Origin of the sequence: Rhizobium sp. BK399, from assembly GCF_014194695.1 — a bacterium.
Lineage (GTDB): Bacteria > Pseudomonadota > Alphaproteobacteria > Rhizobiales > Rhizobiaceae > Rhizobium.
In genome coordinates this window covers 1,036,724-1,061,630 of record NZ_JACIAH010000001.1, presented here as the reverse complement: position 1 = coordinate 1,061,630, position 24,907 = coordinate 1,036,724, and the positions used below count along the sequence as shown (strand labels likewise).

Here is a 24,907-nt window from a genome sequence, read left to right as displayed (position 1 = left end):
TTTGCTTCAATCCGGCCGATGCCAGACCAATCAGGCGTTTACTTTTGCGAGGGCCTGGGCGAAATCCTCGATCAGGTCGTCCGTGTCCTCGATGCCTGCAGACAGACGAACCGTGCCGCCGGAAATGCCGAGTTCTGCCCGCGCTTCGTCCGTCAGGTTCTTGTGCGTCGTCGTCGCCGGGTGGGTGATCAGGCTCTTGGCATCGCCCAAATTGTTGGAGATCTTCACAATCTGCAAGGCGTTCTGCAAGGCGAAAGCCGCTTCCTTGCCGCCCTTCAGTTCGATGGCGACCAGTGTCGAGCCACCCTTCATCTGCTTGGCGACGATGTCGGCTTGCGGATGATCCTTGCGGCCTGGATAGATGACCTTGGCGACCTTCGGCTGCTCGGCCAGGAAGTCGGCGATCTTCGCTGCGTTTTCGGTCTGCTGCTTGACGCGAAGCGGCAAGGTCTCAAGCCCCTTCAACAGCGTCCATGCCGTGAATGGCGACATCGCAGGGCCGGTGTGGCGGTAATAGTCCTGGAGATGTTCGGTGACCCACTCCTTGTCGGAGAGGATCACGCCGCCGAGGCTGCGGCCCTGGCCGTCGATGTGCTTGGTGGCCGAATAGACGACGATATGGGCGCCGAGTTCAAGCGGCTTCTGGAAGATCGGGGTTGCAAAGACGTTGTCGACGACGACCTTGGCGCCGATCTGGTTGGCAAGCTTGGCAACGCCGGCGATATCGATCACCTCAAGGGTCGGGTTGGTCGGGCTTTCCAGGAAGAACACCTTGGTGGTCGGGCGGATCGCCTTTTCCCAGTTCTCAAGATAGCGGCCATCAACGAGCGTGCATTCGATGCCGTATTTCGGCGCGAGTGTCTCGACGACCCACCGGCACGAACCGAAAAGTGCGCGGGCGGCAACGATGTGGTCGCCTGCCTTCAGCTGGCAGAGGATTGCTGCCGTGACGGCTGCCATGCCCGAAGCGGTAGCGCGGGCTTCCTCGGCGCCTTCGAGCGCGCACATGCGCTTCTCGAACATGTCGTTGGTGGGGCTGCCGTAGCGGGCGTAGATATAGCCCTCCGTCTCGCCCTTGAAGCGTGCTTCCGCCGCTTCCGCGCTGTCATAGACAAAGCCCTGCGTGAGGTAGATTGCTTCCGAGGTCTCGCCGTATTGCGAGCGCAGAGAGCCGTCGTGAACGAGTTGGGTTGCGGGGCGCCAAGTCTTGCTCATGAATCACCACTTTCAAACAACAAAAAAACCGGCCGCGAAAGCAGACCGGTTTTGCACCCGGTCTTTTTAGCCACTTGTTTAACGTGGCTGCAAGCCGACCGGCCAAATCACCACGGGATAAAAGTGCAATACTGCCGTTCTATGCTTGCGTCAATTCCTTGAGTTTGGTTTTGTCTCCACCGAATATGGATGGGGCATGATGGCTCGCGAAACAGGAATTTTGGCGGATCGCGCGATAGCTGCGCTCTTTGAGGCGGGACGTCTCACCAGCGAGCGCGATTTGGACCACGACCAGATCCAGCCGGCAAGCCTCGATCTCAGGCTCGGCGCAAGGGCTTTTCGCGTTCGCGCGAGCTTCATGCCGGGCCCATCCCATCTTGTGTCCGACAAGCTCGATCGCCTCAGCCTCCACGTCGTCGACCTCTCCGAGGGTGCGGTTCTTGAGACAGGCTGCGTTTACATCGTTCCGTTGATGGAGCGCCTCGACCTGCCGGCCGACATGTCGGCCTCGGCCAATCCGAAGAGCTCGACGGGACGGCTAGATATCTTCACGCGCGTCATCACCGACTACGCTCAGGAGTTCGACAAGATCCCGGCGGGCTATTCCGGTCCGCTCTATCTCGAAATTAGCCCGCGCACCTTCCCGATCGTCGTGCGCCGCGGTTCGCGCCTGTCGCAGATTCGCTTCCGCGTCGGTCATTCCGTGCTTGGCGAGCCAGAGCTTCTGGCGCTGCACGATGCCGAAACGCTGGTTGCCAGCAAGCAGCCGAACGTCTCGGGCGGCGCAATTGCCCTGTCGATCGATCTGGCTGGCGACAAGGATGGCTTGATCGGTTACCGCGGAAAACATCACACGGCGGTCGTCGATGTCGACAAGAAGGCGCAGCACGACATCTACGACTTCTGGGAACCTCTCTATAGCCGCGGTCGCAATGAACTGATCCTGGATCCGGACGAGTTTTATATTCTCGTCTCGCGCGAAGCCATCCATGTGCCACCGCACTACGCGGCCGAAATGACCCCCTTCGATCCCCTGGTCGGCGAATTCCGCGTGCACTATGCGGGCTTCTTCGATCCGGGCTTTGGGCACGCCCCTGCCGGCGGTCGCGGCAGCCGCGCCGTGCTTGAGGTTCGCAGCCACGAGGTCCCGTTCATCCTCGAAGACGGCCAGATCGTCGGCCGTCTTGTCTACGAGCACATGCAGGAGCATCCGGAGAGCCTCTATGGTTCCGGCCTCGGCTCCAACTATCAGGCGCAGGGCCTGAAGCTCTCCAAGCACTTCCGCATCTGAGAACTCTGCCGGCGTGCGCCATTATTCGGCGAGAGGTGGGGCAACGTTCCTGCTGCCGATCTGGAGAAGCGGCGTTCGACGGCTGATAAAGGGTGGGCGGTAGAGCCTTCGTGAGCGCTGCGGTGTCCGCGCGGTGACGGTGTGGCGTTCCAGCTTACCGACAAGGACCGAAGGGCGCGCGAACATACGTTTCCAGAGGCCTCTTCCTGCCGCAAGCGGGTAAGCGCGCCGCGGCATCACTTCCGGCATCTCGCTGAAGATCCGCTGCACCATCTTCTGGCGAACCTCTTCCGGCGTTTTCTTGATTTCCCAGGCATCCCGCCGGTCCCTGATGCCGACGATCGACACCGATACGCCCGATCTCCCCCTGTCCATGGCGGTCACTTGGCCGGCGACATCGAAGTCGGCGAAAGGCGTAAAGATCAGAAGGTCACCCAACCGCATGTCGGCGAAGGCGACCTCGTCCTGCATGGTCATCCTTGCCCTGTGAATCGATATTGTGTCGAAGGTGCAGGGGGCTGATTTGCCGCGGCTGGCGACATGCCCTTGGCGCTCGAGGGGAAACTCGATGTCATCAAGCGCCTCTCTTGGAAGCTCGATGCAGACGAGCAGTGACACGAAGGCATAAACCATCACGACCATGCCCCATGCAACGCTGAAGCCGTCGAGATCATTGTAGGTTCCGAGCAGCGGTCCGTTCAGCATCCCGACAAATGTCAGCACAATGACGCAGAGAAATGTCCCGGCAATCGGATAAATGACTTCGACCCGCCCGCGGTCCTCGCCCTTGGCCGTCACCTTGAACGGGCGGCCGAACGGATGCAGGAGCGCATGAAAGAGGGCGATGGTGATCGGCACGGCCGAAACCATTTGCGACACTTCGGTAAAGAGCGGCAGGCTGCGTCCGCCCGAGACCCATGCGTGGAACGCCCACATGCCGGCGACCATCGGCAGTGCGTAGAGAAAGAAAGCCTCGGGCTCCATGCGAATGGCCGGTAGGCCAAGGAAATAGTAGAGCAGCGGTGCCGCCATCAGCAGCAGGATGAACGGGCGGCAGAACCAGAAAAGCAGGCCGTGAAAGTAGTGCATCCTCTGCACGATGGTGAAGCCTTTGCCAAGGAAGGGACCATCACGAAGGAGCGCTACCTGGATAGTGCCAAGGCACCAGCGGCAGCGCTGTGTAATGTAGCCGGAGAGGCTTTCGGCCGACAGGCCAACGCTCAGGCGCTCGTTCAGCCAGCGTGTCTTCAGCCCCTTCTGCAGCAGCCGATAGGTCAGGTGAATATCCTCGGTTACCGTTTCCTGGGGCATGCCGCCAATCATCGCCAAGGCGTCCCGGCGGACCACGCACGACGTTCCGACACAGAATGCGGCCCCCCAGCCATCCTTCGACGGCTGCATGACATCGAAGAAAATACGCTGGTCATCGACCCAGGCTTTCGAGGCCAGGAGATTATGCTGGACAGGATCGGCGTTGTAATAAAACTGCGGGGTCTGGATGAGGCCGACATCCGTGTTGATGAACTGGCCTACCGTACGGTTCAGAATTGCACGCTGTGGCGCGAAATCCGCATCGAGGATCAGAATGAAGGGCGCGTTGGTTTCCTTCGCCGTCTGCCGTATCGCATTGTTGATATTGCCGCCCTTGGCACCGGCATTGTCCTCGCGCCTCAGGTAGCGGACGCCGACCTCTGCGCAGTAATCCCGCAGCCAGTCTCGCCGTCCGTCGTCTAGCACCCATACCGTGAAGTTGCTGTAGTCGATCGCCTTAGCGGCAAGGATCGTTCGTTCCAGGATCGATAGTTCTTCGTTGTAGGTGCAGATGAAAACGTCCACGGCAGGCTGTCGAGCAAGTCTTGCCAGCAGTGCCTCGCTGGCGTCGGCCGCGCCGTGATGATCGGTTCGTCGAAAAAAGAAAACGATCGACAAGACCGTGTAGAAGATGACGACCAGTTCGAAGGACAAATAGATCCTGGGCCAGATCGCGTAGGCGCTCCATTCGAAGTCCGGCAAGGTCTTGGTGAGGCGAAAATACAGGTAGTTCGACAGCATCACGACGAGGATCGAACCGAAGATAATCCGGTCGGCGCTGCGGCGGCTATCGAGAAGCCAACTGCATCCCAGTATCAGCGCAATGGCCAGCGCCGAAAACAGCATCGAATCGGACAGCGTGACTACTTCTGGGGACATGGGGACTCCTTGCCATCGGACGCCTGGCCCGCGCTGCCAACGAAGGGGTTCAGATCGAGTGCGGCAAGGACGGCCCAGCCTGTGGCGCCGATATGCGGCAAACGGTAATACTTGAAGTCTCCCGGCGTAGAGTTCGGCCCGACCTGGAGGCCAGTGGACAGCTGCTCGTTGACCGTCGCGTAGATCAGGTTGCCGGGGGTTCGTTGAGCTTCGATCGTCTTGAACAATGGCTCCGCCTTCGCCGGTTGGCCGGTAAGGCGAAGCACGAGGGCTGCCTGCGCTGTTCCTTCGAGCCAGATCCCGTCGCGGTCGCTGTTGAAGTCGAAGCCTCCGTCGACGCCGTGATGGATTTCTGTCCACTCGATCACGCGGCTAGCCTTGCCCTTGAAATCGGGAACCGCAATCAGCGGCCAGAGCTCTGCGTCGAGGCCGGACATCTCGATGTTCGGAGCGTTGCTATCGGGCACGCTGCCGATAAAGAACCGCCCTTCACCCTCGTTCCACATGGCGTTGAGGAACTGCAGAGCGCGGTCGCCTTGGTGCGGCCAATCCCCGCCTTCGTCCAGTTGTGCAAGCCAGCGGTCTGCCGCATAGACGTCGACATTATGCTCGGTCGATTTCCACGTCATGCGCTCAGGCGTTGGCTCGTGGCCGAAGTAGCCGCCGAAGTAGCCGGCGTTCCGGGGATCTGCCGTGCTTCGGTGAATCCAATCCATGATTTTGCGGGCGGCGTCGAGATAGGCCGGCTGCTCTGTTTCCTCAAAGGCCATCAGCAGCGCCAGCGCGCCCCACGCGGTGCTGCCCGTTGCCGATCCCACCTGGTAGCCGTCCTCGATCCAGGAGTTGCTGGTGGCATTCCAGTAACCAGGCAGCAGCATCCCTTCCTTGCCTGGGGTGACCGGGCCCGAACGATATGCGTTACGAAGACGTCCGTCGTGGTAGTGACGATCGGTTTCCAGTGAGAGCACCAGCGCGTCGGCAACCCGGCGCGCCTCCTTCTTTCGCTGGCAGCCGTAGAGGGCCATCAGGGCGACCGCATTGTCGTAGGTGAATCCCGTATTCTCGAGAGCCGGGTGTAGCGCGGAGCCGCCATTCGCGGGTTCGAAGCTCCGAAAGATGAAAGGCTGTTCCGGCTCGCCACTCATCTGCGCGGCCAAGCCGTCACAAAGCGAGCAAGCCAATTGCCTGCGCTGTTCGTCATCCGCCTTCGCCAAAGAGGCGAAAAGCACAATGCCCGCTAGAATAAACGCAAGCACCGGTAAGGTTTGTATCGACCAATTCGCACGCTTCATTCCTGCCTCGCAATACAACGGTTGAGACCGGCGTGGTGTTTATGGGGCTGCGGTCTGAGCGCTTGCGGCGCGTGGACGGACGGTCTTGTCGAACAGTGTCGAGGCGGAGAGGATATTGCCGGAGGAAAAGATCGTATTGATCGCCAAGCTTGAATATCGGGCGACCCGCGAGATCATCGTTTCCCCGAGTGAAACGATGACGTCTTCGCCGACGTGGCATCCGAAGAATTTGTCATTGCTCCGCTGTGCCGTCGTCGCCTCGTCCGCGGCCGGCTCATCCATCTTGACCAGTACGTAGACTTCGTGGCCTTCGGCTTCCGGGAATTTTGCAAAGTACCGGTTCTCAGGCCCCGAGTTGAAGTACCGAACGATCTTGTAGATGTGGGCGCTTCGCTTGACCCCCAGGCTGCGAAAATTGACCATCGCCGGCATCCCGATCTCAAGCGAGGTCACGTCGCGGCTTCGATAGACGGCGGCGGCAAAAGCATCATTGCAATCGAGTGACTTGGCGACCGGTTGCCCCTGCATGACGAAATCACCGAAGGAGGCATCCACGCTGACAATCTGGCCGTGGCGCTCCGCCACCACCTCTGCGGCGCCGGTCTTGCCGAGGCGTCCCTCTTCGCGTCCAATGAGGTTTTCGACCTGTTGCTTGCGCTCTGCCATCTGATTGATTTCGATGGTGTCTTCGGCGATATCGCCGGAGAGCTTCGACCGCTGCATCTCAAGCGTCAAAAGGTTGGCGGCAACTGTGCCCCCGGTGTAGATATCGCGGCTGACAAGCGATTGGACGATCTCGTTGCGGCGCAGTTCGCCCCTCGCGGCGTCGAGTTCATATTGCGCAGCATTGCGCTTCTGGCGCTGCGGCTCGATGCTCGCGTCGGAGACGAGGCCCCTTTTCAGGAGTACCAGTTGCCTCTGCAGCAACGCATCCTGTTCGCTGAGGCGCGCCTCGTATGTCTGGACGTTGGATTTCGCATTGTCGATCACCGCGGATAACTCGCTGAGCACACCGTCCTTCACGCTGGCAATCTGGGCTTTGACCTTCTCCAGCTGCTCGTTGCGTTCGGCAACAACGCTCGTCGTATTGTTGAGCTTTTCCGCCAGGTCGAGTTTCTCGAGCCGCAGTCCCGTCAGCGACGTTTGGTCCTGATTGGGATTGGAAACCGTTGCCATCACGTCGCCGAGATTGACGACCTGCCCGACTTGCAGCGCAATCTTGTCGACCCTGCCATAGATTGGCGAAGCAATCATTTGTACGGGAGCGTTGACGACGGCGCGCGTCGAGACGATGAAAAACTGATTGGGGATCATCGCCATCGCGATGATGAAGACAAGCATAAAGGCAAATGAGTAGCCCAGAATGCGAGATATCAAAAGTATCCTGTGATCACGATGATCAAGGCTAGCAGTTGCGTCCTTCATTTTCTTCAATCCTGACCTTGTCACGATCTCGATGAACTGAAGGGCGTTTCCAAAGTTATTTTGTTTTGTTCCTGCCGGCGCTTATAACATTGGGGTTAGTCTTGGTAAAATGACATTTCCTTATTAAAAGGAGGTAGTGACCGGGAGTTGCGTTAAAGTCGCAGCGGTGGGCCGAGGCCGCAATCCACTACCGCAACTTCTTGCCGGCTCGATTTTGGCGGCTTGACAGACACCGCCATCTGTAGAAAGTCTCGCTCTCACGCGGGTGTAGCTCAATGGTAGAGCAGCAGCTTCCCAAGCTGAATACGAGGGTTCGATTCCCTTCACCCGCTCCAAAATCAACGATTGTTAGCCGAACATCTGCCGACGGTTTCCCGCCGCGATGCCAAAACGGATATGCGAAGTTGCGGAACACTCCGACGCCGCCGTCGTTAACTTCCAGTCCAACAACGCAAGGAGAAAGCGCCATGGATTGGAACCGCGTCGAAGGAAACTGGAAGCAGATGAAGGGCAAGATCAAGGAGCAGTGGGGCAAACTCACCGACGACGACCTTGATCAGATTGCCGGCAAACGCGACCAGTTGGAAGGCAAGATTCAGGAGCGCTACGGCATCGAGCGCGATCGCGCGCGGCGGGACATCGACGACTGGTACGGTCATCAGACCTGGCACTGACCCTGACAGCCCGGAGCTAACCCTCCGGGCTTTCCACGGCGCTAATCCAGCGACACGAAGTCGATCTTCGTCATGAAGCCACGATCTATGAGTTGTTGTGGTCCGTCATAGCGGATCGAGTGATCGTAACTAAAATCGATTTCCCCTTCGCGATCGAGGATATCCATCATTTTCTGATAGTGCTCGGATGCATTGTAGTGCTGCCTGCCCTCCACCGCTTCCGTTATCTTCGCCTTGTAATTGGTGTAGAATTTGAAGTGCAGAATAGCGCCCCAGATCGAGGGGAAGTTGCGGCCGTAGGGCAGTGGCTGGTGCGGGCTACTGCCAAAAAAGCACGCCTCGTCCCAGAAAATGACGGGGTACTTGATGAGCTCATTGCCCTCGGAAAACTTCCGCCCCCTCGGACCGCCTTTGATACTGATGCCGCGTTTGGTAAGCGTTGGCAGGTAGCTGTCGCCATCAAAATAGCGCGAAAATTGCCAAGGCCTGTCGACGGAAAGCGAGCCTTCTGCGACTTCGCTGAGCTTGGGATACATGTCCAACATGGGGGCTGCCATTCGCTTCAGGCCCCTCGTTTCAAGCGCATTGAACAGCGATGGCAACGATCGTTTGAAACAGTCGTCGTAGACAAGGAATTCATCGGAATCGACGTTGACGTACCATCGCCCAAAACCATAGATCGAGAAGAGACGCTCCCTCCAGTTTCGACCCCGCCGCGCCTGGCCATACCTTATCGGCGACGTCCAGACGTCGACATCCGGTTCGCTCAGCAAAGCCTCGCGTGTTCCGTCGGTTGAAACGTCTTCCACACAGATGAACCGTGTTACACCCAGTTGGCGGTAGTGTTGGATGAACGCGCCTAGAAGCGCAGTGTCGTTATGCGTGACAAAGACAAGCGGCACATCGGCCGGCGCAAGGGACTTGATCTCGCGAAGTGGCTGAATCGTCACATCGGTTCTATTCCGCCTCTCGCGACGAGTTACACGAAGCGTGTCGTAGGCGGTCCGGAGACGATCGAGGAAGGATCGCGCAAGGTCCGGCGCGCCAGAGGGGAATGGGTAGTTCATGAGCTGGACACCGAACTCCTAGAAGATCCAAAGCAGCTTATAGCGCGTTTTCCGGCGTGCATCGTTCCAGCACATCCTGAAAAACTTCGCTCGTGTCAGAAGAGCAACCGGCGGCAGTTTGTCGACGAGACGGTAGCAGCCAAGAGTGTATGTCAGTCGCTGCGAAAGCTTGTCACGGAACCCCTTCGCCCCGTACTTTTGCTGCGAGCCGGATCCTTCCCTGAAATCGAGGGTGGGGCCGGAGACATAGGCGACCAAATCGCGAACAACAAATTCCGAGAGGACATAAGACGCAAAGCCCCAAGGATTGCCGAGCTCGTACCAGCGCGCCATCAAGATGTCGACTGACCGCGATCTGAAAAGGCCGTAAATCCACTCCGAGGGAAATGTCAGGTTCCGTGGGACACGTCCCCTTGCGTATGACTTCTGGAAATCGAATATGTTGGCTGCCGGGCTTTTCAGCTTAAAGCCCTTGTCGTTGAAGCTCTTTGTCGGGCAGGCGGCCAGCAACTTGGTGCCGTCCGCGTCAAGCGCCTCGACCAACCTTCCCAGGAAATCCCGAGATGAAAGGTCGTCCGCTGCCCTGAGGCAAAAATACTCTGCGGCTTCAGCGCCGAGCTGTACGGCCTTGGCGAAATTAGCCTCGGCACTCAGGTGGGCGTCGTTCGATACGACGGAAAAGCGGGCGTCTTTCTCGCAAAAACGCTGCGCTATCTGCAATGTCTCATCCGTCGAGCAGTTGTTGAGAACAATGGCCCGGAAATCAACGAAATCCTGATCCGCAATGGATTGCAGGCTCTCCTGCAAGGTGGCGGCACCGTTAAAGACCGGAAACATCACCACAACTCTGGCATTTATCGGCATAACATCACCACAGACACGAAGAGAGCCGATACCGGCGAGCGACAGGTTGCTGGCTTAAACCGCCGCTGATTTACCTCCTTGGCGCGGAAATGCAACGATTCCGTCGCCCAGATGCCGTGATCCGCCCAAAAGGACGTCCCTAAGACGTAGGCCTGCAGCAAACCGCAGTAGTTGACAATTCTCTAATAAACGTAGTTAATTTTTAACTATTCTCCGATATCACGGGAACGCAGACGACCCCTTGGTCGTTGTCGGCATGATCAGGAGGACTGGCAGCATGCTTTTGAAGATTTTCACGGCAAAGCGCGAAATCCGGGACAATGGCGATACCGGCACCTACGCGGACGGCTACCATGCCCCGGAGGTGGTTCTTGCGTCAGCGCGCGAAGACGACCGTGCCTCCTATGAGCGTGACTACGGTCGCGGTCGTAAGGTCGAGCAGATCCCGCTTGGGTTCGCCTGAGTTCACATTTTGGCTTGTCTCTCGGCGCGATTCGGCGCCTGCAGCGAAGCCATGACCTTCGATATCGCAAGACTGTGAATGAGAAGGGCGGCATTGAGCCGCCCTTTGTTTTTGATCGATATTGCCGGGATCAGAATTCCGTCCAGTCGGCATCGTCGCGGGCGCTGGAAGGCGTACTGCCTGCCCCGAAGGCGCTTGCGAGCTTTTGCCCGAGTGCCCGCGCCGGTGAGCTGGTGGGGCGGGTAACGCCTGCGGTAGCGATACGGACCGGCGCCTTTCTCGTCGCGATCGGCGGTGCAGCCGGGCGCGGTGTGGAATGGATCGCGGCGGTTGGCATCGGTGCAGCGGCGACGGTTGCACTGAAGTTGCCGGTGCCGGTGAGCTTGAATTGGTCGAGCAGATGGTTAAGCGCCGCCGCTTCCGTCGCGAGCTTGTGGCTTGCCGCCGTGCTTTCCTCAACCATGGCCGCATTCTTCTGCGTCCCCTGGTCCATGGTGTTCACCGCCGTGTTGATCTCCTGCAAACCGGTCGATTGCTCGCGCGCCGCTTCTGCAATCGCGTCGACATGTTGGTTGATCTCCTGAACCTCATGCACAATGGTATCAAGCGCCTTGCCGGTTTCCCCGACAAGCGACACGCCAGTCTGCACGTGATCGCCGGATGTCGTGATCAGCGACTTGATTTCCCGGGCGGCATTGGCCGAGCGCTGCGCGAGTTCGCGCACTTCCTGGGCGACGACGGCAAAGCCCTTGCCGGCTTCCCCCGCGCGAGCGGCCTCGACGCCGGCATTGAGGGCGAGCAGGTTCGTCTGGAAGGCGATGTCGTCGATAACGCCGATGATGTTGCCAATCTCCGCGGAGGATTGCTCGATCTGTTGCATGGCGTTGACGGCCTTGCGGACGACCTGACCGGACTTTTCGGCACCGGCGCGCGTGCGCTTCACGAGCCCGCGTGCTTCCTCGACGCGTCTTGCGGCATCCTTCACCGTCGTGGTGATTTCCTCGAGGGCGGCGGCTGTCTCCTCGACGGAAGCTGCCTGCTGCTCGGTCCGTTTCGAAAGCTCGTCCGCCGAAGCGCGGATCTCGCTTGCGCCTGCCGTAATGGCGCGGGCATTGGCGCCAACCGTCTGCATGGTATCGTTCAAGCGCAGGACAGAATTGTTGAAATCCTGCCGAAGGATGTCAAGATCGCCGACGAAGGCCGTGTCGATCCGCGATGCGAGGTCGCCCGCGGCCAGCCGTCGCAAGCCATCGCCAAGTGCGCCGACGGCGCGCGATAGGTCAGCGGCATCGGTTGCGCGCTGCGCTTCGCGCTCACGGCGTTCACTGTCGCTAAGACTGCGGCTCTTCTCGGCCTCGCCCTCAAGCCGGATCCGATCAAGAGCGTTGTCGCGGAAGACGGCAACTGCGGCGGCCATCTGGCCTACCTCGTCGCGACGATCGAGGCCGTCGACATCGCTCTTCGTGTCGCCCTGGGCAAGCTGCATCATCCGGTCCCGCAGACGAGCCATCGGGGTAGCGATTCCCGCCTGCGCAATCCATACCGAGAGACCGAGCGCGCCCAAGACGGCGAGTCCGATCAGCGCGAAAGAGAGTGTGATGCGCTCGTTGACGGTAATGGAAAGCGCGTCGCCGCCATCGTTCAGCAACGCCATCAGCGCGTCGTTGTTGGCAATCATTTTGGGAGTGACGGCGTTCAGCTTGGCGTTCAGCATGCTTGCCGCGAGCTGTGCACCCGCACTGTCCTTCTCCTTTGCAAGGTCGATGACCTTGGCGGAAAGCGCCTCCATCTCACCAATTCCGGCGAGGATGTCGTCGATCGCTTGCTTGCGGCCTGGGACCAGGGCGGCGGCCTGTTCCAGGCGTTCGCGCGCCTGGGGCATTTTGCTGGGCGCTACGACCGCTGTATCGAAAGCAGGCGTGTCCGGCTTGAGGCCAGCGATCAGCGTGACCTGAAGCACGGCGGCAGTCGCCGATGCGCTGGCGCGCGATGCCTGCATGGCCGCCAACGCCTCGTGATCGATGAAGGCGCTGTAGGAGGAGTCGGCACCACGGAATTCGGTGATCACATAAGTGAGGCCTCCGAGCGCGATCGCGCCGAGAAGCGCGACGACGGAGATGATCTTCGTCCTGATTTTGAGGTTCATCAGCATGGATATGTCCAGTCGCTTGATCCGACCGATGGGGGCCGGATATGGCAGCATTTTGAGAGGCAGGGCATGTCGCGGGATACGGCACGGTGGTATGCCTTGAAGGCTCGACATGCGCATCATGCATTTCGGCCCGCAAGCCGGCGTCGTCCCGGCGAATAGAATGGGACATTGTTTAATGCGGCCCTAACGCTTGGCGCCAATCCCAGGAAAAATTTGAGGCCTGCTGCCTAGGGCTGAATAGCGCTAGAAGCGGCGCAACTTCTCACTGCTGCTGACGGGGATATGGGGCGTCTTGTCCCAGAAGAAGGGTTTCCTTGGCAGCTCGAAAAGCGCACGCCATGACGCGACCGATATCATCATCCAATAGAGCGGAACATAGAGCCAGCGCCAGCCGACGCTGCGCCTTTCCTCGCGCAGCATCACGGCTCTGCCGAGTAGCAGAAACAGGCCATAACTTGCCGCCATGTTGGCAAGATCGAGCAGGAAGAGCGCACCCTCGCTGCTGCCGGTGGGCGGAAAACCGAGCGCAAGGTACCCGGCGGTGGTGACCAAGAGCATGATCAGCCAGGGATGGGTTAGCGAGGAAAGCAGCATGCCGCCGATCAGCAACTGGAACATCAGGAAGCCGCCCATGCCCATCTCGCGCAGGAGGCGTGCCGGCTCGCGCATCATCACCAGCCAGGTCTGTAGCCAGCCTTTGAACCAGCGAGTCCGCTGGTTGAGCCAGACCCTGAACGTGGCCGGGGCATCCTCGTAGGTCGGGCAGTCGATGACGCCGCATCTGTAGCCCAGCCTATAGAGCCGCATGCCAAGATCGGCGTCTTCAGTGACGTTGTGGGGATCCCAGCCGCCGCACGCCCTAAGGTCGGCGACGCGCATATGATTGGAAGTTCCGCCAAGCGGTACCGGCATGCGCCGTCGTGCCAGCATTGGCAGCAGCATACGAAACAGGGCAGCATATTCCAGCGCGAACGCCGCACTGATCCACGATGCTGATCCGTTGGAAATGACGAGCGGTGCCTGAAGGCAGACGACATCAGGCGGGCTCGCGGCAAACTGCGCATAGGCGGCACGCAATTGGTCGGGGTGGGGGCGGTCCTCGGCATCGTAGATCACCACGAATTCGCCCCGCGCGCCGGCCAGAGCGTAGTTCAGCGCCTTGGGTTTCGTACGCGGATGGGCGGGTGGCACCTCGACGATCTCGAATTGCGGTTCAAGGCGTTCGGACCTCAATGCCTCAATCGTCGCATGATCGTCCGCCTCGCACACCAGCTTGATATCGAGCCTTGACATCGGCCAGTTCAGCCGGCGAAGCGCCCTGACGAGTTGGGCTACCACGTCCGCTTCCCTATAGAGGGCGATGAGGACGGTGTAGACGGGAAGACGTTCCGATGCGGGCAGGCTCGGAACCCCGCTCTTGCGGTCCACTAGGGCGACCGCTCGGACAAGGATTGCGGCCAGGTAAAGCAGAGAGATCGCCGCGTGCAGGATGGTCAGACTGAGTGTGCCTGTTGCAAGGGCGAAGGCAAATGCGCAGACGCCTGTCCCGGCGAGAAATCCCTGCTTGCCCGACAAGACAATCCGGGCGCTGAAGCGAGCCTTGTCCTCGAAGAGTGTGGTTACACTTTCTCGCAGCCGCCTGACGCTGCCGGTTCGCCATACCGCGGCTCGCAATGCGGCCGGCGTCGTGATGACGATGCTGTCGGCCAGTCCCGGCTTCTTCTCGAATAGCTGCGAGAGTGCCGCGAGGTTTCGAGCCTCCGGCACAATCGCGAGCATGCCTTTGTTGATATAGGTGAGGCGGACGCAGCGGGCCTGCGCGAGTTGGCTGTCGAGTGCCTTGTCGTCGTTGACGAGGGAACTGTCGATTGTCGGAAGAAATGGAAGCCGAAGCCCGCGTGCGAGCGCGGCGTAGTAGCTGTCGGCGTCGACCGCCCCGCCGGCAAGCAGTTCCTGTTCGATGCTGGTGCCGTTGCGGCGGGCGAGTTGCATTGCACGGGCGATTGTCGGCTTGCCGATGCCGAGTTGCAGCAGAACCTCGGCTTCCTGCTCATAGGAGTCAGTCGCTACGCGCGCCGGTGGTGGCGCGTCGTGGCGTATTGAATGATCATACAAGCGCGTATGGGCCTCGATGCCGCCCGGCGCATATTCCCCGACACGCATGACTCTGATACACCGTTTTCAGAATGGCAGTGCATGCTTTCCCCAGGGCGGATCATAATGGTGCAATTTAAACTAGCATCCCTGAATCTTAAGGGGCTACGCAGCTTTTGGCTGTCTCTGGTTGTGTTTTTTTGCCCGTTTCTGGCGTTCGCGCAGCAGGCGACGCCGAGTTTGCCCCTGCTGTTCGATTCCAGGGAACGGCTTGCAAAGCCGGATCTTTCGTCGCTCGTGCGCCTGCGTTTCCTGACGACCATCGATTTTCCGCCCTTCAACTTTACGGATCAGAACGGCAAACTTGCCGGCTTCAATGTCGATCTCGTTCGCGAGATCTGTAACGAACTGGAGATTGCAAACAGATGCCAGATCCAGGCGCTGCCGTTCGCTGACCTGAATGCCGCGCTCGCCGCCTCGCAGGGTGACGCCGTGATTGCGGGCATTGCAGTCAGCGAAGAACTGCGGCGGCAGTTCGCCTTTTCGCGCCCTTACCTGATGTTGCCCGCCCGCTTCGTTCTCAATCTGAAGGCGCCGATCAAGGGCAAGGATGCGAGCGCTCTGGCCGAGCATCCGGTCGGCGTTGTCAAGGCGACAGCACACGAAGCGATGCTGGCCGCCTATTTCCCGAAGGTGAAAGCCGTACCATTCGACAACAAGGACGCGCTTCTGGCGGCGCTGAGGGATGGTAAGGTCGAGGCCGCCTTCGCAGATTCGCTCCAGCTTTCGTTCTGGGTGTCGTCGCAGGCCTCGTCGAAGTGCTGCGCGCTCTTCGACGGCCCCTATTTGTCTGAGCAGTTTCTTGGCGAGGGAATGACGATCATGCTGCGCCAGAAGGACGATGTTCTGACGGCTGCGCTCGACCACGCGCTAGCAGCCTTGTCGCGCAGCGGCCGACTGCAGGAAATCTACCTTCGCTATTTCCCTTACGGCCTGTATTAGCCTTTGCGGAAGCGGGCGATCGCGCTGCGCTCAATGGCGGCGCAGGTGAGCTTGTCGAGACCGAGGCGGTCGCGCAGCAGGCTGAGCAGGCGTAACTCTTCGGCCTTGACCGAAAGGTCGGCGGAGGCGACTTCCACCGCCAGCGCGTAGGCCGTGTCATAGAGGCGCGAAGGCAGCGTGTCCTTGACGGTTTCGAGCACGATGTCGAGGCCCTCGGGGCCAGCGAGCAGCGCAGCGCAGTCGCGCGCCACGGAAATCAGCTTCTCGTCGTCGAAATCACGAAAGACCGGCAGGAAGCCGATGAGTTGGCCGATGCGCTCCATCTCGCGATCGTTCATCGTGCTGTCGACGGCGGATGCCATCACCATCACGTAGATCAGTGCGTCATGCGCAGAAAGCGGCTTGTTCATATCTCGATGATTCCTCTGGAGCGAGCCCAGAGTCTAGGAATTGGCCGGCGACATTACAAGCCGTCGGACGGGAGATCGGAGGGTGGATTCTCAAGGGTGCCGGTTTCAGCGGCGCTACGAGGGTCGTCGCCATAAATGCCTTTGCCCGCCTGCCTTGCCGTCTCGCCGGCTTCGGTGAGTGCTGATCCTTTTTCCGCCTCTGCCCAGCCGTTCGCAACAAGCCACTGCGAAATGTCCTGCGTGCCGATCCTGCAGGCTGCCGTCACCATGCCTGTCCACTCGGTGCTGTCGAGATCGCAGCGCACGGTCCTGAGGCGTAGAAGCAGCCGCACATTGGTCTTCGCCAGCATCCCGCATGGCCATACCCGGCCCTTGCCGTCAGTACATGTTTTGTCCGCCGGCGTCGGGTTGATACCTGCAAGCTGCAGGCGGCGGTCGCCAAACGCGAGGACGCCAGCGCTTTCGGCAATCGGGCGAACGAGGTTGACGCCAGTATCGTCGGCAGGCTTTGCCGGCGGCTGCGGCTCCACCGCCGCGATGCGCTCGAGCGGCTTGCCGTCGATGGCCGCGGGGTAGAACTGGCTGGCCTCGTCGACGCGCCGCGCGTGCATGCTGGCCTCGGGATTTGTCGTCGATGGGATCAGGGCGGGAGGAGGCGCATCGATTTCTACAGGGGCTGCAGTTTCCACCGGATCAATAGCCGCACCAAGCCGTTGTCCGCCGGCCGTGATCAGGCCCGCGACAATTCCGATCCCTGCAACAGCCGTCAGAATTGCCGCAGGACGCATGGAATATCTTCCTACTGGCTGGCCCAGATGATCCGGGCGATCCAATCGACGTCGGAAAGCTCGATCGTCCGGTTCGGATGTTCGGGATTCAGCGACATCAATTCGATCGACCGGGGGCTCTGGCGCAACAGCACCTTCGCCATCACTTCGCCTTCGCGCGTCTTGACGACGACACGGTCGTTGCGGCGAACTTGCGCACCTGGCTCGACGATCAAAACGTCGCCGTCGCGGTAGAGCGGCATCATGCTCTCGCCCTGGACCTCGAGCGCATAGACGCCCGCCTTCTGCGACGGCGCCGCGGGAAACTCCACCACGTCCCAGCCTTGTCCGGCCGGAAAGCCGCCATCATCGAAGAAACCGCCGGCGCCGGCCTGCGCAAAGCCGAGAAGTGGGATAGAGCTGCCCTGCGGCGGGAAGGCGCCGTCAGGAAGGCTGGAAAAACTTCCCGCGGGGCGCATGAAGGTCAGGAACTGCTCCATGCTGGCGCCCGTTGCATCCAGCACCTTGGCGATCGATTCCGTCGACGGCCAGCGCAACCGCCCATCGGCAGAGAGCCGCTTGGATTTGTTGAAGGAGGTCGGGTCGAGCCCCGCCCGTCGGGCAAGACCGGATGGCGTCAGGTCATGCCGTTCGGCAAGCCTGTCGATCGCCCCCCAGATCTGCTCGTGTGACAGCATGTCGCCTGATTCCTGCGCGCGTGCGCGATCCTTCACGGCGAAATATTACCCGCAAGCCTATCGGGAGTAAAGAGAGGAAAGGAATAAAATCCTGTCGACAGATCAGGCCACCATGGCCATGTTGATCTTGCCGAGTTGGATGACCGCCTGCGTGCGGCTATCGACATTGAGCTTGAGCAGAATGGCCGAGACATGCGCCTTGATCGTCGCCTCGGACACGCCGAGCTCGTAGGCGATCTGCTTGTTGAGGAGCCCTTCCGCCAACATCGTCAGCACACGGCTCTGCTGCGGTGTCAGCGTGTGCAGCCGATGGATCAGATCGGCGACATCGGGGTCCTGCTCCTGGCCGTCCCGATAGCTTTCAGGTGTGGCGATATCGCCGGCGAGAACCGTCTGGATGCCGCGGCGAATGTCGTCGATCCCCGAGGACTTGGAAATGAAGCCGGATGCGCCGAGTTCCAGTGCGCGTCGGATCGTGGTGGCGTCATCGGTGGCCGAGACAATGACGATTGGCAGCCCGGCGAATTCGGAGCGAAGCGCCATCAGCCCGGAAAAGCCGCTGACACCCGGCATCGAAAGATCGAGCAGCATCAGATCCGCCTCGGGATGCTTCCCGGCCGCCATCCGTGCTGCAGCAAAATCGCCGGCCTCAACGATATCGGGATGGCTTTCCATGCCGATCACCGCCTGGCGAAGCGCATCCCGGAAAAGCGGATGGTCGTCGGCAATGATGATTGTCTGTTCCTGCATCGATAACTCCCTCCCAAGAGCTCGACTGCCGCGTCATGTCTCGTGCTCCTCACGCGATACATGCCGTCATTCCGATGCGACTATAGCAAATCATGTCTTTTGAGGAAGGGTATTGCGGTCCTCTTCGCCTTGGAATTCCTTGACTATCCCCATGAAGCTGCGCATCCAGCGTTCCATGATGCCGATCGAGCGGTTGATTTCCTCGTCGGAGGGCAAGGCCTTGTTGACGATACTTTTGTTCTCCAGTGCCGTGACGCGAGCCGAAAGCCGGTCGAGCTCCTGCTCGTAAGCCGCCCGCTCATCGGCGGCCATACGGCAGACGAGCGTGCCGTCCTTTTCCTCGCAGAGCGACATGGCGCCGGTCTGCCTGTCGAGACGCACGAAGTGGTCGCCGCTCCGCTCCAGCTCGAAGCGCGACGCTTCCGTTTCCGCTGCCTGGACGCCGAGCGGCAGGAGAAGCGCAAAAAGGCCGATTGCGATATTTCTCATGGTTTCCTCCGGAAATCTCGGTGGCCACCGCATTTTTCGCGGCAAGGCGTGGACAACGCCGCCGCTTTGCGGCAAAGCCCGGGAAAGACCAGCGATACCGAGGCCATCATGACCCTGACACCCACGCTTTACAAGATCGTGACGGAAACGCTCTGGCAGGAAGCGAAGGAGGCCGGCGTTTTTCGCGGCGCTCCGATCGACCTTTCGGATGGCTACATCCACTTCTCGACCGCCACGCAGGTCAAGCAGACGGCAGCACTCTATTTCGCCGGCCAGACGGGACTTCTGCTCGTTGCCGTCGATAGCAGCAAGTTCGGCGACGAGCTCGTTTTCGAAGCCTCGCGCGGCGGTGCCCTCTTCCCGCATCTCTATGCGGAACTGCCATTGTCGGCCGTTTTGTGGGAGGCGGCGCTGCCGCTCGATGTCGCCGGCCAGCACATCTTTCCGGACCTTCAACCATGATCGATCTCTTCAAGCATGCCGCCCGCAAGGGTCTCTTCCTCTTCGACCCGGAAACGGCGCACGGCATGTCGATCGCCGCGCTGAAGGCGGGGGCCGTACCGGCCTGCCGGATTGCGCCGGATCCGCGCCTGCGGCAGACCGTTGCGGGGCTCGATTTCATCAACCCGATCGGCATGGCTGCCGGCTACGACAAGAACGCTGAGGTACCCGAAGCGTTGCTGAAGATCGGCTTCGGCTTTACCGAGATCGGCACCGTGACGCCGAAGGCCCAGCCTGGCAATTCGCGCCCGCGTATCTTCCGTCTGGTCGAGGATGAGGGCGTCATCAACCGCCTCGGCTTCAACAATGAAGGCCACGATACCGCCTTTGCGCGTCTCGCGACCATTCGTGGCAACGGCATGATCGGCGTCAACATCGGCGCCAACAAGGACAGCGAAGACCGCATCGGCGACTATGTCCTCGGCATCCGCCGGTTCTATTCCGTTGCCCGTTATTTCACCGCCAACATCTCATCACCGAACACGCCGGGCCTGCGTGATCTGCAGGCGCGCGAAAGCCTTGCAGCCTTGTTGTCGGCCGTGCTCACCGCCCGCGACGCCGAAGCGGAAAAGGCAGGCAGAAAAATCCCGGTCTTTCTGAAGATCGCACCCGATCTCACGGAAGAGGGACTGGACGATATCGCCGCCGAAGCGCTGTCGAATGCCCTGGACGGCCTGATCGTCTCGAACACGACGCTCTCCCGCGAAGGCCTCAGGGACCAGCATCAGGCGAAGGAGGCGGGCGGGCTTTCCGGCAAGCCGCTCTTTGACAAGTCGACCGCCGTCCTCGCCAAGATGCGCAAGCGCGTCGGTCCGGCTCTGCCGATCATCGGTGTCGGCGGCGTTTCGTCTGCGGAAACGGCGCTCGAGAAGATCAAGGCCGGCGCCGATCTCGTGCAGCTCTATTCCTGCATGGTCTATGAAGGGCCAGGCCTGCCGGGCACGGTCGTTCGCGGCCTCTCAAAGCTGCTCGATCGGGAGCAGGTCAAATCCGTCCGCGACCTCAGGGACACGAAGACGGATTACTGGGCGGCACGGAACGTCTGATCCGCCCGCGGCCGCACGAGCATTGCCAGGAAGACGCCGCGGAACAGCAGGAAGCCGTTCATCGCCAGCCATAGGCCATGGTTGCCGAACGGCGGCACGAAAGCGGCCAGCGCTAAGAGATAGCCGGCAAACGACATCAGCATTCGATTGCGCATGTCGGTCGACCATGTGGCGCCGATGAACACGCCGTCCATCAGGAAGGCCAACGCGCCGGTAAGCCCGGTAACGGCGGCCCAGGGCAGGTAGGTTTCGGCTGCCTGCTGTACTTCGGGCGAAATGGTCAGCAGCGAAATCAGCCACGGACCGGCCAGCAGGAAGAACACGGAAATGATGCCGGCGAGCCCAAACGACCAGAGCGCCGTTAGCTTCAGGCCGCGGTCGAACGCCGGCCGGTATCGTGCCCCGATTGCCCGTCCGGTGATCTGTTCCGCCGCATTGGCCAGTCCGTCGAGATAATATCCCGACAGCAGGAAGAAGTTCATCAGCACGGCGTTAGCGGCCAGCGTCACCGCCCCGAAGCTTGTTCCGATCCTTGTCATGACAGTGAAGGCGGCGAGCAGCACGAACGTGCGGATCAGGATGTCGCGGTTCAGCGCGAAGAGCTCGGCCAGGCGATGCCGAGAGAAAACCTCCGTGCGGGTTGGCCGATGTGCGCGAGCGAAGCCGCGGAGGACAATCAGCAGGCCGACGACAGCGCCGACCGTCTCGCCGACCATCGTACCCCACGCCACGCCCGCGACGCCCCAGTCGAGCCAGAGGCCAAGGAAAATCGCCAGCACGATGTTGATGCCGTTGATGATCGTCTGCAGCAACAGGCCGATGCTGCCCTGGCCGCGACCGAGGACGAAGCCGAGGATCGCGTAATTGGCAAGCGCCGCCGGGCCGGCAAGAATGCGGATGGAGAAATAGGTGCTCGTGGCAGCGGCAACAGCGCTTTCCGGTCCCATCAGCTTCAGCCCGGCCGTTAGTAGCAGCGGCGAGAGACAGAGAAGTGCTATGCCGCAACCAAGCGCAGAGATCAGCGCTCGCCAGAAAACACCCTGCTCTGCATGTCGGTCGTGCCGCCCAAAGGCCTGCGCCGTCAGTCCGGTGGTGGAGGCGCGCAGGAAATTGAAGCTGCCGAGGATCAGATCGAACAGCATGGCGCCGATCGCAAGGCCTGCCAAAGCATCCGGCTGGCCCATGTGCCCGACGACGCCGGTGCCGACAAGGCCGAGCAGCGGCGTAGTGATAAAGCCGAGCGTCATCGGAATCGCGATCGACAGCACCAGTCGGTGCGTCACGTCGAAGGCTAGCCTATTCTCGTGACCGTGAGTATCCATGTCTGCCTCTGGGGAGAGAGGCAGAATCGCCTCAGCCGGAAAGCACCATTGCCCAGTAAGGGACATTTTTGGAAGCGGAATTGTGGGCCACGGCAACACCGAGACCGCTGTAACGGCCGAGCATGTTTTCTAGATGGTGTGGAGAATTGATCCAGGCGGTCACGACGGCCGGAACCGACTGCTGACCGGCCGCTATGTTTTCCGCAGCCGGCATCTGTACACCGCTTGCCTTGACGCGTGGCGCGAAACCGTCACCGATGCCCATCACGTGCTTCATCTTGCCGGCGGACGCCATGCGCTTCGCCTGGAACATCGCCGCATCCTTCGCTGCCGGATCCGCCGACAGCGGCGGCAGCCCGTTCTTGGCGCGCAACTGATTGACAAGCGGCAGGGCGTCCGCCGTCTCGTCTTCGCCGTCCGAAGGGGTGCCCGAAAACTTTGGCGCGGTCGTGCAGCTTGCAACACCCGCAACCAGCACGAGACCGGACATGTGCAGCAGGCCGCGCCGCGAGAGGATCAGAGAGGTCATGTTATCGCCGATAGCTGAAGAGACGGATGATGACGAAGATGGGGATGACGACGGTCGCACCAAGCAACAGATAGTCGCCGACGCGTCCCAAAGCGGCAAAGCCGCGGTGCCAGACTTCCAGAACGAAATTGCGGAGGCCGTAGACGAAATCCAGCGGCGCCCACCCGAACACGGCCATGATGAAACCGACGATCAACGATACGACCAAAAGCTTGACCAACGTGCGGCCGAGGGAATCGCCGAGAAACTTGTTCACCTGATCGGACATGCGCCATCTCCTGTTTATCCCTGAAATACGGCCGCGAATCGCCGCTCGCAAGCCTTTTTCAGGTCTGGCGCCTCCGCCTCTGAAATAGGACTTGAGTTTTTTTGTGGCCGCAGCCAAATGCGAGCCGATCCCAACAGGTCCGTACCATGCAGCCCAACCAGCTCACCTCAGGCGACGTGATCGCCGACCGCCGCGCAGACTATGCCAAGATGCTCGACGAAAGCGGCGAGCCGGATGCGGCTGCTGAGTTGATGGAGCAGGCGCTAGAGCTTGCTCCTCGCTGGGCGGCCGGCTGGTATAGGCTCGCCGCCTACCGCGAGAAGGCGGGTGACAGGGCAGGCGCAATCGAGGCCTACCGGCAGACTTTGGAAGTCACTCCCGAGGATATTTTCGGCGCCGGGCTCAAGCTCGCTTTGCTCGGCGATGTCGAGACGCCGGACCAGCCGCCGAGCAGCTATGTCGAGCGACTGTTTGACGACTACGCCGATCGCTTCGAGACCTCGCTGGTGGAAAAGCTGGATTACAGCGTCCCCGCCAAGCTTGCTGCGCTCGTTGCCACCACGGGCAGGAACTATGCGCTCGCCGTGGACCTCGGTTGCGGCACCGGCCTGCTTGGACCGGAAATCCGCGACAGCGTCGCGCGGCTCGAGGGCTTCGACCTGTCGCAGAATATGCTTTCCAAGGCCGCCGAGAAGCATGTCTACGATCACCTGGCCCAGGCCGACCTGTCGCTGGCGCCGGAGGCATCAGGCCTATTTGCCGAGGGAACGACGCACCGTGCCGACCTCGTCACCGCAGCCGACGTGCTGATGTATCTCGGCAATCTCGAAAGCGTGTTCGCGGCTGTTTCAGCGCTTGTTGTGGCCGGCGCCGATTTCGCTTTTTCGGTTGAGGATGCGGGCGAGGGCGATGGCTTCCATCTTGCACCGTCGCTGCGCTACGCCCATTCCGAAACCTACGTCCGCGCGCTCTGCGTCCGCCACGGCCTCGATGTCGCCGCCGTCAGCAAGACAGCCATTCGCAAAGATGGCGCAAACGTCATTTCAGGCATTCTGTTCCTTACGCGCAAGGCCGCATAGCGGAACGATTCTTGCGAAGTGATAATAGGTCAGTATTGCTTACGTATTTTGCTTGATTGCACCGCGAAAACGCCTGATAATGCTGACTAATTCAGTAGGGATGCCCGCAGAAATTCGAGGCGTCCGGCATCATTCATCACGTACGTTTCGTCACGCTCGGGTTTTGCTCGGGCGCATTTGAACATGTCTGCCGTTTGGGGATCAACGACAATGGCACAGCTCTTCAACGCCCTCGGTTTCCGGAATACCAGCGCTACCCGCCATACCCCCATCGAAGACGTTCAGGGGATCTTCTCGGGCAGCCTTGTTGCGGGGCTCGGGCTTTATGTTCTGGCCAGCGCTGGCCTTCTGACCGGAAGCACCGCAGGTATTGCGTTCCTGCTGCACTATGCCTTCGGGATAAATTTCGGGCTCGCCTTCTTCCTGCTCAACCTGCCGTTCTTTTATCTATCGTGGACGCGGCTTGGCGTAGCCTTCACGATAAAGACCTTCATTGCCATCGGCCTGACATCGGTCATGACCAGCCTGCAGCCGAAGGTCATGGACATTTCCGCCATCCAGCCTGCCTGGGCGGCGCTTCTCGGTGGTCTTCTGCTGGGTTTTGGTCTTCTTGCGCTCTATCGCCATCGCGCGAGCCTCGGCGGCGTTGGCATTCTCGGCATCTACATGCAGGAGCGTTTCGGCATCCGTGCCGGCCTCGTGCAGATGGCGATCGACCTCTGCGTATTGGCCGCTGCCTTCTTCGTCACCACGCCGCCGGTGGTCTTCTACTCGGTTCTCGGCGCGGTGGTGCTGAACCTCTTCGTGGCCATCAATCACCGCGCCGATCGCTATATCGCGCTTTAGGCAGCCTGTGCCGGCTTGTCGATCGGGTGCTGCGAGCGGAAGCCGACGGCGAGACGGTTCCAGATGTTGATCGCGCCGATCGCCACCGTGAGCTTGGTGATCTCTTCTTCGGTGAAGTGACCCTTCAGGGCTTCGAAGTCGGCGTCCGGAGCGCCGGTTTCGGCAATGCGGGTGACCGCATCCACCCAGCCGAGCAGGGCGCGCTCCTTGGCATCATAGACCGGCGATTCACGCCAGACGCACATCAGGTTGATCCACTGTTCGCTCAGGCCGTCGTGCCTGGATTCCTTCACATGCATGTCGACACAGTAGGCGCAGCCGTTAATCTGCGATGCGCGAAGCTTGATCAGGTGGATGAAGCGGCGCTCGAGGCCCGATTCCTGAACATACTGCTCCAGTGCGGCGACCGCCTTGTAGGCGTCCGGTGCGGCCTTGGCGAAGTTGAAACGTGCTTGCATGGTTCATTCTCCTTT

Annotated in this window: 25 protein-coding genes, 1 tRNA gene and 1 riboswitch; of the genes, 9 read left to right on the top strand and 17 right to left on the bottom strand. The window is 60.5% G+C overall.

Features of this window, described 5'->3' with window-relative positions; genetic code table 11:
* Positions 1 to 30: 30 nt before the first annotated feature.
* Positions 31 to 1,215: an O-succinylhomoserine sulfhydrylase gene (locus tag FHT97_RS05295; protein WP_183860381.1), complete on the bottom strand. Its 1,185-nt coding sequence runs from the start codon at positions 1,213 to 1,215 to the stop codon at positions 31 to 33.
* A gap of 45 nt (positions 1,216 to 1,260) precedes the next feature.
* Positions 1,261 to 1,339, bottom strand: a riboswitch (SAM riboswitch).
* Between the two features lie 72 nt (positions 1,340 to 1,411).
* On the opposite strand from FHT97_RS05295, the gene FHT97_RS05290 reads away from it, so the two are divergent.
* A complete protein-coding gene (locus FHT97_RS05290; protein WP_183860379.1) occupies positions 1,412 to 2,506 on the top strand; it encodes a 2'-deoxycytidine 5'-triphosphate deaminase in 1,095 nt (364 codons plus the stop codon).
* Positions 2,507 to 2,527: 21 nt separating this feature from the next.
* Here the strand turns inward: FHT97_RS05290 and FHT97_RS05285 are convergent, their stop codons facing one another.
* From FHT97_RS05285 to FHT97_RS05275, 3 genes are all read right to left on the bottom strand, one after another.
* Entirely contained in the window at positions 2,528 to 4,696 is a 2,169-nt protein-coding gene (locus tag FHT97_RS05285) for a cellulose synthase catalytic subunit (protein WP_183860377.1), read from the bottom strand.
* Positions 4,681 to 5,841 carry a hypothetical protein gene (locus FHT97_RS05280; protein ID WP_246712556.1) on the bottom strand — a complete coding sequence of 387 codons (1,161 nt, stop codon included), beginning with the start codon at positions 5,839 to 5,841 and terminating at the stop codon, positions 4,681 to 4,683. The genes FHT97_RS05285 and FHT97_RS05280 overlap by 16 nt, the downstream gene beginning before the upstream one ends.
* Positions 5,842 to 6,027: 186 nt before the next feature.
* Positions 6,028 to 7,413: an HlyD family efflux transporter periplasmic adaptor subunit gene (locus FHT97_RS05275; protein ID WP_183860374.1), complete on the bottom strand. Its 1,386-nt coding sequence runs from the start codon at positions 7,411 to 7,413 to the stop codon at positions 6,028 to 6,030.
* A gap of 261 nt (positions 7,414 to 7,674) precedes the next feature.
* Between FHT97_RS05275 and FHT97_RS05270 the strand changes: the two genes are divergently transcribed.
* Positions 7,675 to 7,748 (top strand) — tRNA-Gly (locus FHT97_RS05270).
* A 132-nt stretch (positions 7,749 to 7,880) separates the two neighbouring features.
* Complete coding sequence (locus FHT97_RS05265; protein WP_183860372.1) at positions 7,881 to 8,087, top strand: CsbD family protein; 207 nt, start codon at positions 7,881 to 7,883, stop codon at positions 8,085 to 8,087.
* 41 nt (positions 8,088 to 8,128) lie between these two features.
* On the opposite strand, the gene FHT97_RS05260 is transcribed toward FHT97_RS05265, so the two are convergent.
* Entirely contained in the window at positions 8,129 to 9,154 is a 1,026-nt protein-coding gene (locus FHT97_RS05260; RefSeq protein WP_183860370.1) for a glycosyltransferase family 2 protein, read from the bottom strand.
* 18 nt (positions 9,155 to 9,172) lie between these two features.
* Entirely contained in the window at positions 9,173 to 10,018 is an 846-nt protein-coding gene (locus FHT97_RS05255; RefSeq protein WP_183860368.1) for a glycosyltransferase family 2 protein, read from the bottom strand.
* A gap of 277 nt (positions 10,019 to 10,295) precedes the next feature.
* On the opposite strand from FHT97_RS05255, the gene FHT97_RS05250 reads away from it, so the two are divergent.
* Positions 10,296 to 10,481: a hypothetical protein gene (locus FHT97_RS05250; protein ID WP_016552630.1), complete on the top strand. Its 186-nt coding sequence runs from the start codon at positions 10,296 to 10,298 to the stop codon at positions 10,479 to 10,481.
* Positions 10,482 to 10,611: 130 nt separating this feature from the next.
* Here FHT97_RS05250 and FHT97_RS05245 read toward each other — a convergent pair whose 3' ends face one another.
* Together FHT97_RS05245 and FHT97_RS05240 are read right to left on the bottom strand one after the other, a co-directional pair.
* On the bottom strand, positions 10,612 to 12,633 hold the full coding sequence (locus tag FHT97_RS05245) for a methyl-accepting chemotaxis protein (RefSeq protein WP_183860366.1): 2,022 nt from the start codon (positions 12,631 to 12,633) through the stop codon (positions 10,612 to 10,614).
* 243 nt (positions 12,634 to 12,876) lie between these two features.
* Positions 12,877 to 14,796 carry a glycosyltransferase family 2 protein gene (locus FHT97_RS05240; RefSeq protein ID WP_183860364.1) on the bottom strand — a complete coding sequence of 640 codons (1,920 nt, stop codon included), beginning with the start codon at positions 14,794 to 14,796 and terminating at the stop codon, positions 12,877 to 12,879.
* A 57-nt stretch (positions 14,797 to 14,853) separates the two neighbouring features.
* Here FHT97_RS05240 and FHT97_RS05235 point away from each other — a divergent pair, with 57 nt between their 5' ends.
* The gene (locus tag FHT97_RS05235) at positions 14,854 to 15,729 is read left to right on the top strand and encodes a transporter substrate-binding domain-containing protein (RefSeq protein WP_183860362.1); all 876 of its coding nucleotides are present in this window, start codon (positions 14,854 to 14,856) and stop codon (positions 15,727 to 15,729) included.
* Here the strand turns inward: FHT97_RS05235 and FHT97_RS05230 are convergent.
* The 5 genes from FHT97_RS05230 to FHT97_RS05210 all read right to left on the bottom strand — a co-directional run bounded on the left by FHT97_RS05230 (position 15,726) and on the right by FHT97_RS05210 (position 18,843).
* Entirely contained in the window at positions 15,726 to 16,139 is a 414-nt protein-coding gene (locus FHT97_RS05230; RefSeq protein WP_007529830.1) for a tellurite resistance TerB family protein, read from the bottom strand. The genes FHT97_RS05235 and FHT97_RS05230 overlap by 4 nt on opposite strands.
* A 53-nt stretch (positions 16,140 to 16,192) precedes the next feature.
* Positions 16,193 to 16,927: a thermonuclease family protein gene (locus FHT97_RS05225; protein WP_183860360.1), complete on the bottom strand. Its 735-nt coding sequence runs from the start codon at positions 16,925 to 16,927 to the stop codon at positions 16,193 to 16,195.
* An 11-nt stretch (positions 16,928 to 16,938) separates the two neighbouring features.
* Complete coding sequence (locus tag FHT97_RS05220; RefSeq protein ID WP_183752876.1) at positions 16,939 to 17,604, bottom strand: helix-turn-helix transcriptional regulator; 666 nt, start codon at positions 17,602 to 17,604, stop codon at positions 16,939 to 16,941.
* Between the two features lie 102 nt (positions 17,605 to 17,706).
* Positions 17,707 to 18,354 carry a response regulator transcription factor gene (locus tag FHT97_RS05215; protein WP_183752874.1) on the bottom strand — a complete coding sequence of 216 codons (648 nt, stop codon included), beginning with the start codon at positions 18,352 to 18,354 and terminating at the stop codon, positions 17,707 to 17,709.
* 90 nt (positions 18,355 to 18,444) lie between these two features.
* Positions 18,445 to 18,843, bottom strand: a complete 399-nt coding sequence (locus FHT97_RS05210) for a hypothetical protein (protein ID WP_183860358.1) — start codon at positions 18,841 to 18,843, stop codon at positions 18,445 to 18,447.
* Between the two features lie 108 nt (positions 18,844 to 18,951).
* Between FHT97_RS05210 and FHT97_RS05205 the strand changes: the two genes are divergently transcribed.
* Both FHT97_RS05205 and FHT97_RS05200 read left to right on the top strand, forming a co-directional pair.
* A complete protein-coding gene (locus tag FHT97_RS05205) occupies positions 18,952 to 19,305 on the top strand; it encodes a DUF952 domain-containing protein (RefSeq protein ID WP_183860356.1) in 354 nt (117 codons plus the stop codon).
* Positions 19,302 to 20,390, top strand: coding sequence for a quinone-dependent dihydroorotate dehydrogenase (locus FHT97_RS05200; RefSeq protein WP_183860354.1), 1,089 nt, complete (start codon positions 19,302 to 19,304; stop codon positions 20,388 to 20,390). Before FHT97_RS05205 ends, FHT97_RS05200 begins: the two co-directional genes overlap by 4 nt.
* Here FHT97_RS05200 and FHT97_RS05195 read toward each other — a convergent pair.
* From FHT97_RS05195 to FHT97_RS05185, 3 genes are read right to left on the bottom strand one after another with little or no spacing between them, the layout of a single operon-like run.
* Positions 20,366 to 21,712, bottom strand: a complete 1,347-nt coding sequence (locus FHT97_RS05195; protein WP_183860352.1) for an MATE family efflux transporter — start codon at positions 21,710 to 21,712, stop codon at positions 20,366 to 20,368. The genes FHT97_RS05200 and FHT97_RS05195 overlap by 25 nt on opposite strands.
* 31 nt (positions 21,713 to 21,743) lie before the next feature.
* A complete protein-coding gene (locus FHT97_RS05190; RefSeq protein WP_183752864.1) occupies positions 21,744 to 22,241 on the bottom strand; it encodes a CAP domain-containing protein in 498 nt (165 codons plus the stop codon).
* 1 nt (position 22,242) lies between these two features.
* Positions 22,243 to 22,509, bottom strand: coding sequence for a DUF6460 domain-containing protein (locus tag FHT97_RS05185; protein WP_016552643.1), 267 nt, complete (start codon positions 22,507 to 22,509; stop codon positions 22,243 to 22,245).
* A 146-nt stretch (positions 22,510 to 22,655) separates the two neighbouring features.
* On the opposite strand from FHT97_RS05185, the gene FHT97_RS05180 reads away from it, so the two are divergent.
* Together FHT97_RS05180 and FHT97_RS05175 are read left to right on the top strand one after the other, a co-directional pair.
* Positions 22,656 to 23,588 (top strand): methyltransferase, encoded by a 933-nt coding sequence (locus tag FHT97_RS05180; protein WP_183860350.1) that lies wholly within the window; start codon positions 22,656 to 22,658, stop codon positions 23,586 to 23,588.
* A 210-nt stretch (positions 23,589 to 23,798) separates the two neighbouring features.
* Positions 23,799 to 24,434 carry a YitT family protein gene (locus FHT97_RS05175; protein WP_183860348.1) on the top strand — a complete coding sequence of 212 codons (636 nt, stop codon included), beginning with the start codon at positions 23,799 to 23,801 and terminating at the stop codon, positions 24,432 to 24,434.
* Here the strand turns inward: FHT97_RS05175 and FHT97_RS05170 are convergent.
* Complete coding sequence (locus FHT97_RS05170; RefSeq protein ID WP_183860346.1) at positions 24,431 to 24,892, bottom strand: carboxymuconolactone decarboxylase family protein; 462 nt, start codon at positions 24,890 to 24,892, stop codon at positions 24,431 to 24,433. The two genes, FHT97_RS05175 and FHT97_RS05170, sit on opposite strands and share 4 nt — an antisense overlap.
* Positions 24,893 to 24,907 lie beyond the last annotated feature (15 nt).

What these genes read in the sequence shown, in the direction of transcription:
- FHT97_RS05210 (WP_183860358.1), bottom strand. Translation starts at nt 18,843, where the DNA reads ATGAGAAATATCGCAATCGGCCTTTTTGCGCTTCTCCTGCCGCTCGGC.
- FHT97_RS05195 (WP_183860352.1), bottom strand. Translation starts at nt 21,712, where the DNA reads ATGGATACTCACGGTCACGAGAATAGGCTAGCCTTCGACGTGACGCAC.
- FHT97_RS05280 (WP_246712556.1), bottom strand. Translation starts at nt 5,841, where the DNA reads ATGAGTGGCGAGCCGGAACAGCCTTTCATCTTTCGGAGCTTCGAACCC.
- FHT97_RS05180 (WP_183860350.1), top strand. Translation starts at nt 22,656, where the DNA reads ATGCAGCCCAACCAGCTCACCTCAGGCGACGTGATCGCCGACCGCCGC.
- FHT97_RS05170 (WP_183860346.1), bottom strand. Translation starts at nt 24,892, where the DNA reads ATGCAAGCACGTTTCAACTTCGCCAAGGCCGCACCGGACGCCTACAAG.
- FHT97_RS05225 (WP_183860360.1), bottom strand. Translation starts at nt 16,927, where the DNA reads ATGCGTCCTGCGGCAATTCTGACGGCTGTTGCAGGGATCGGAATTGTC.
- FHT97_RS05205 (WP_183860356.1), top strand. Translation starts at nt 18,952, where the DNA reads ATGACCCTGACACCCACGCTTTACAAGATCGTGACGGAAACGCTCTGG.
- FHT97_RS05175 (WP_183860348.1), top strand. Translation starts at nt 23,799, where the DNA reads ATGGCACAGCTCTTCAACGCCCTCGGTTTCCGGAATACCAGCGCTACC.
- FHT97_RS05275 (WP_183860374.1), bottom strand. Translation starts at nt 7,413, where the DNA reads ATGAAGGACGCAACTGCTAGCCTTGATCATCGTGATCACAGGATACTT.
- FHT97_RS05245 (WP_183860366.1), bottom strand. Translation starts at nt 12,633, where the DNA reads ATGCTGATGAACCTCAAAATCAGGACGAAGATCATCTCCGTCGTCGCG.
- FHT97_RS05215 (WP_183752874.1), bottom strand. Translation starts at nt 18,354, where the DNA reads ATGCAGGAACAGACAATCATCATTGCCGACGACCATCCGCTTTTCCGG.
- FHT97_RS05260 (WP_183860370.1), bottom strand. Translation starts at nt 9,154, where the DNA reads ATGAACTACCCATTCCCCTCTGGCGCGCCGGACCTTGCGCGATCCTTC.
- FHT97_RS05235 (WP_183860362.1), top strand. Translation starts at nt 14,854, where the DNA reads ATGGTGCAATTTAAACTAGCATCCCTGAATCTTAAGGGGCTACGCAGC.
- FHT97_RS05265 (WP_183860372.1), top strand. Translation starts at nt 7,881, where the DNA reads ATGGATTGGAACCGCGTCGAAGGAAACTGGAAGCAGATGAAGGGCAAG.
- FHT97_RS05230 (WP_007529830.1), bottom strand. Translation starts at nt 16,139, where the DNA reads ATGAACAAGCCGCTTTCTGCGCATGACGCACTGATCTACGTGATGGTG.
- FHT97_RS05190 (WP_183752864.1), bottom strand. Translation starts at nt 22,241, where the DNA reads ATGACCTCTCTGATCCTCTCGCGGCGCGGCCTGCTGCACATGTCCGGT.
- FHT97_RS05200 (WP_183860354.1), top strand. Translation starts at nt 19,302, where the DNA reads ATGATCGATCTCTTCAAGCATGCCGCCCGCAAGGGTCTCTTCCTCTTC.
- FHT97_RS05250 (WP_016552630.1), top strand. Translation starts at nt 10,296, where the DNA reads ATGCTTTTGAAGATTTTCACGGCAAAGCGCGAAATCCGGGACAATGGC.
- FHT97_RS05240 (WP_183860364.1), bottom strand. Translation starts at nt 14,796, where the DNA reads ATGCGTGTCGGGGAATATGCGCCGGGCGGCATCGAGGCCCATACGCGC.
- FHT97_RS05255 (WP_183860368.1), bottom strand. Translation starts at nt 10,018, where the DNA reads ATGCCGATAAATGCCAGAGTTGTGGTGATGTTTCCGGTCTTTAACGGT.
- FHT97_RS05290 (WP_183860379.1), top strand. Translation starts at nt 1,412, where the DNA reads ATGATGGCTCGCGAAACAGGAATTTTGGCGGATCGCGCGATAGCTGCG.
- FHT97_RS05220 (WP_183752876.1), bottom strand. Translation starts at nt 17,604, where the DNA reads ATGCTGTCACACGAGCAGATCTGGGGGGCGATCGACAGGCTTGCCGAA.
- FHT97_RS05295 (WP_183860381.1), bottom strand. Translation starts at nt 1,215, where the DNA reads ATGAGCAAGACTTGGCGCCCCGCAACCCAACTCGTTCACGACGGCTCT.
- FHT97_RS05185 (WP_016552643.1), bottom strand. Translation starts at nt 22,509, where the DNA reads ATGTCCGATCAGGTGAACAAGTTTCTCGGCGATTCCCTCGGCCGCACG.
- FHT97_RS05285 (WP_183860377.1), bottom strand. Translation starts at nt 4,696, where the DNA reads ATGTCCCCAGAAGTAGTCACGCTGTCCGATTCGATGCTGTTTTCGGCG.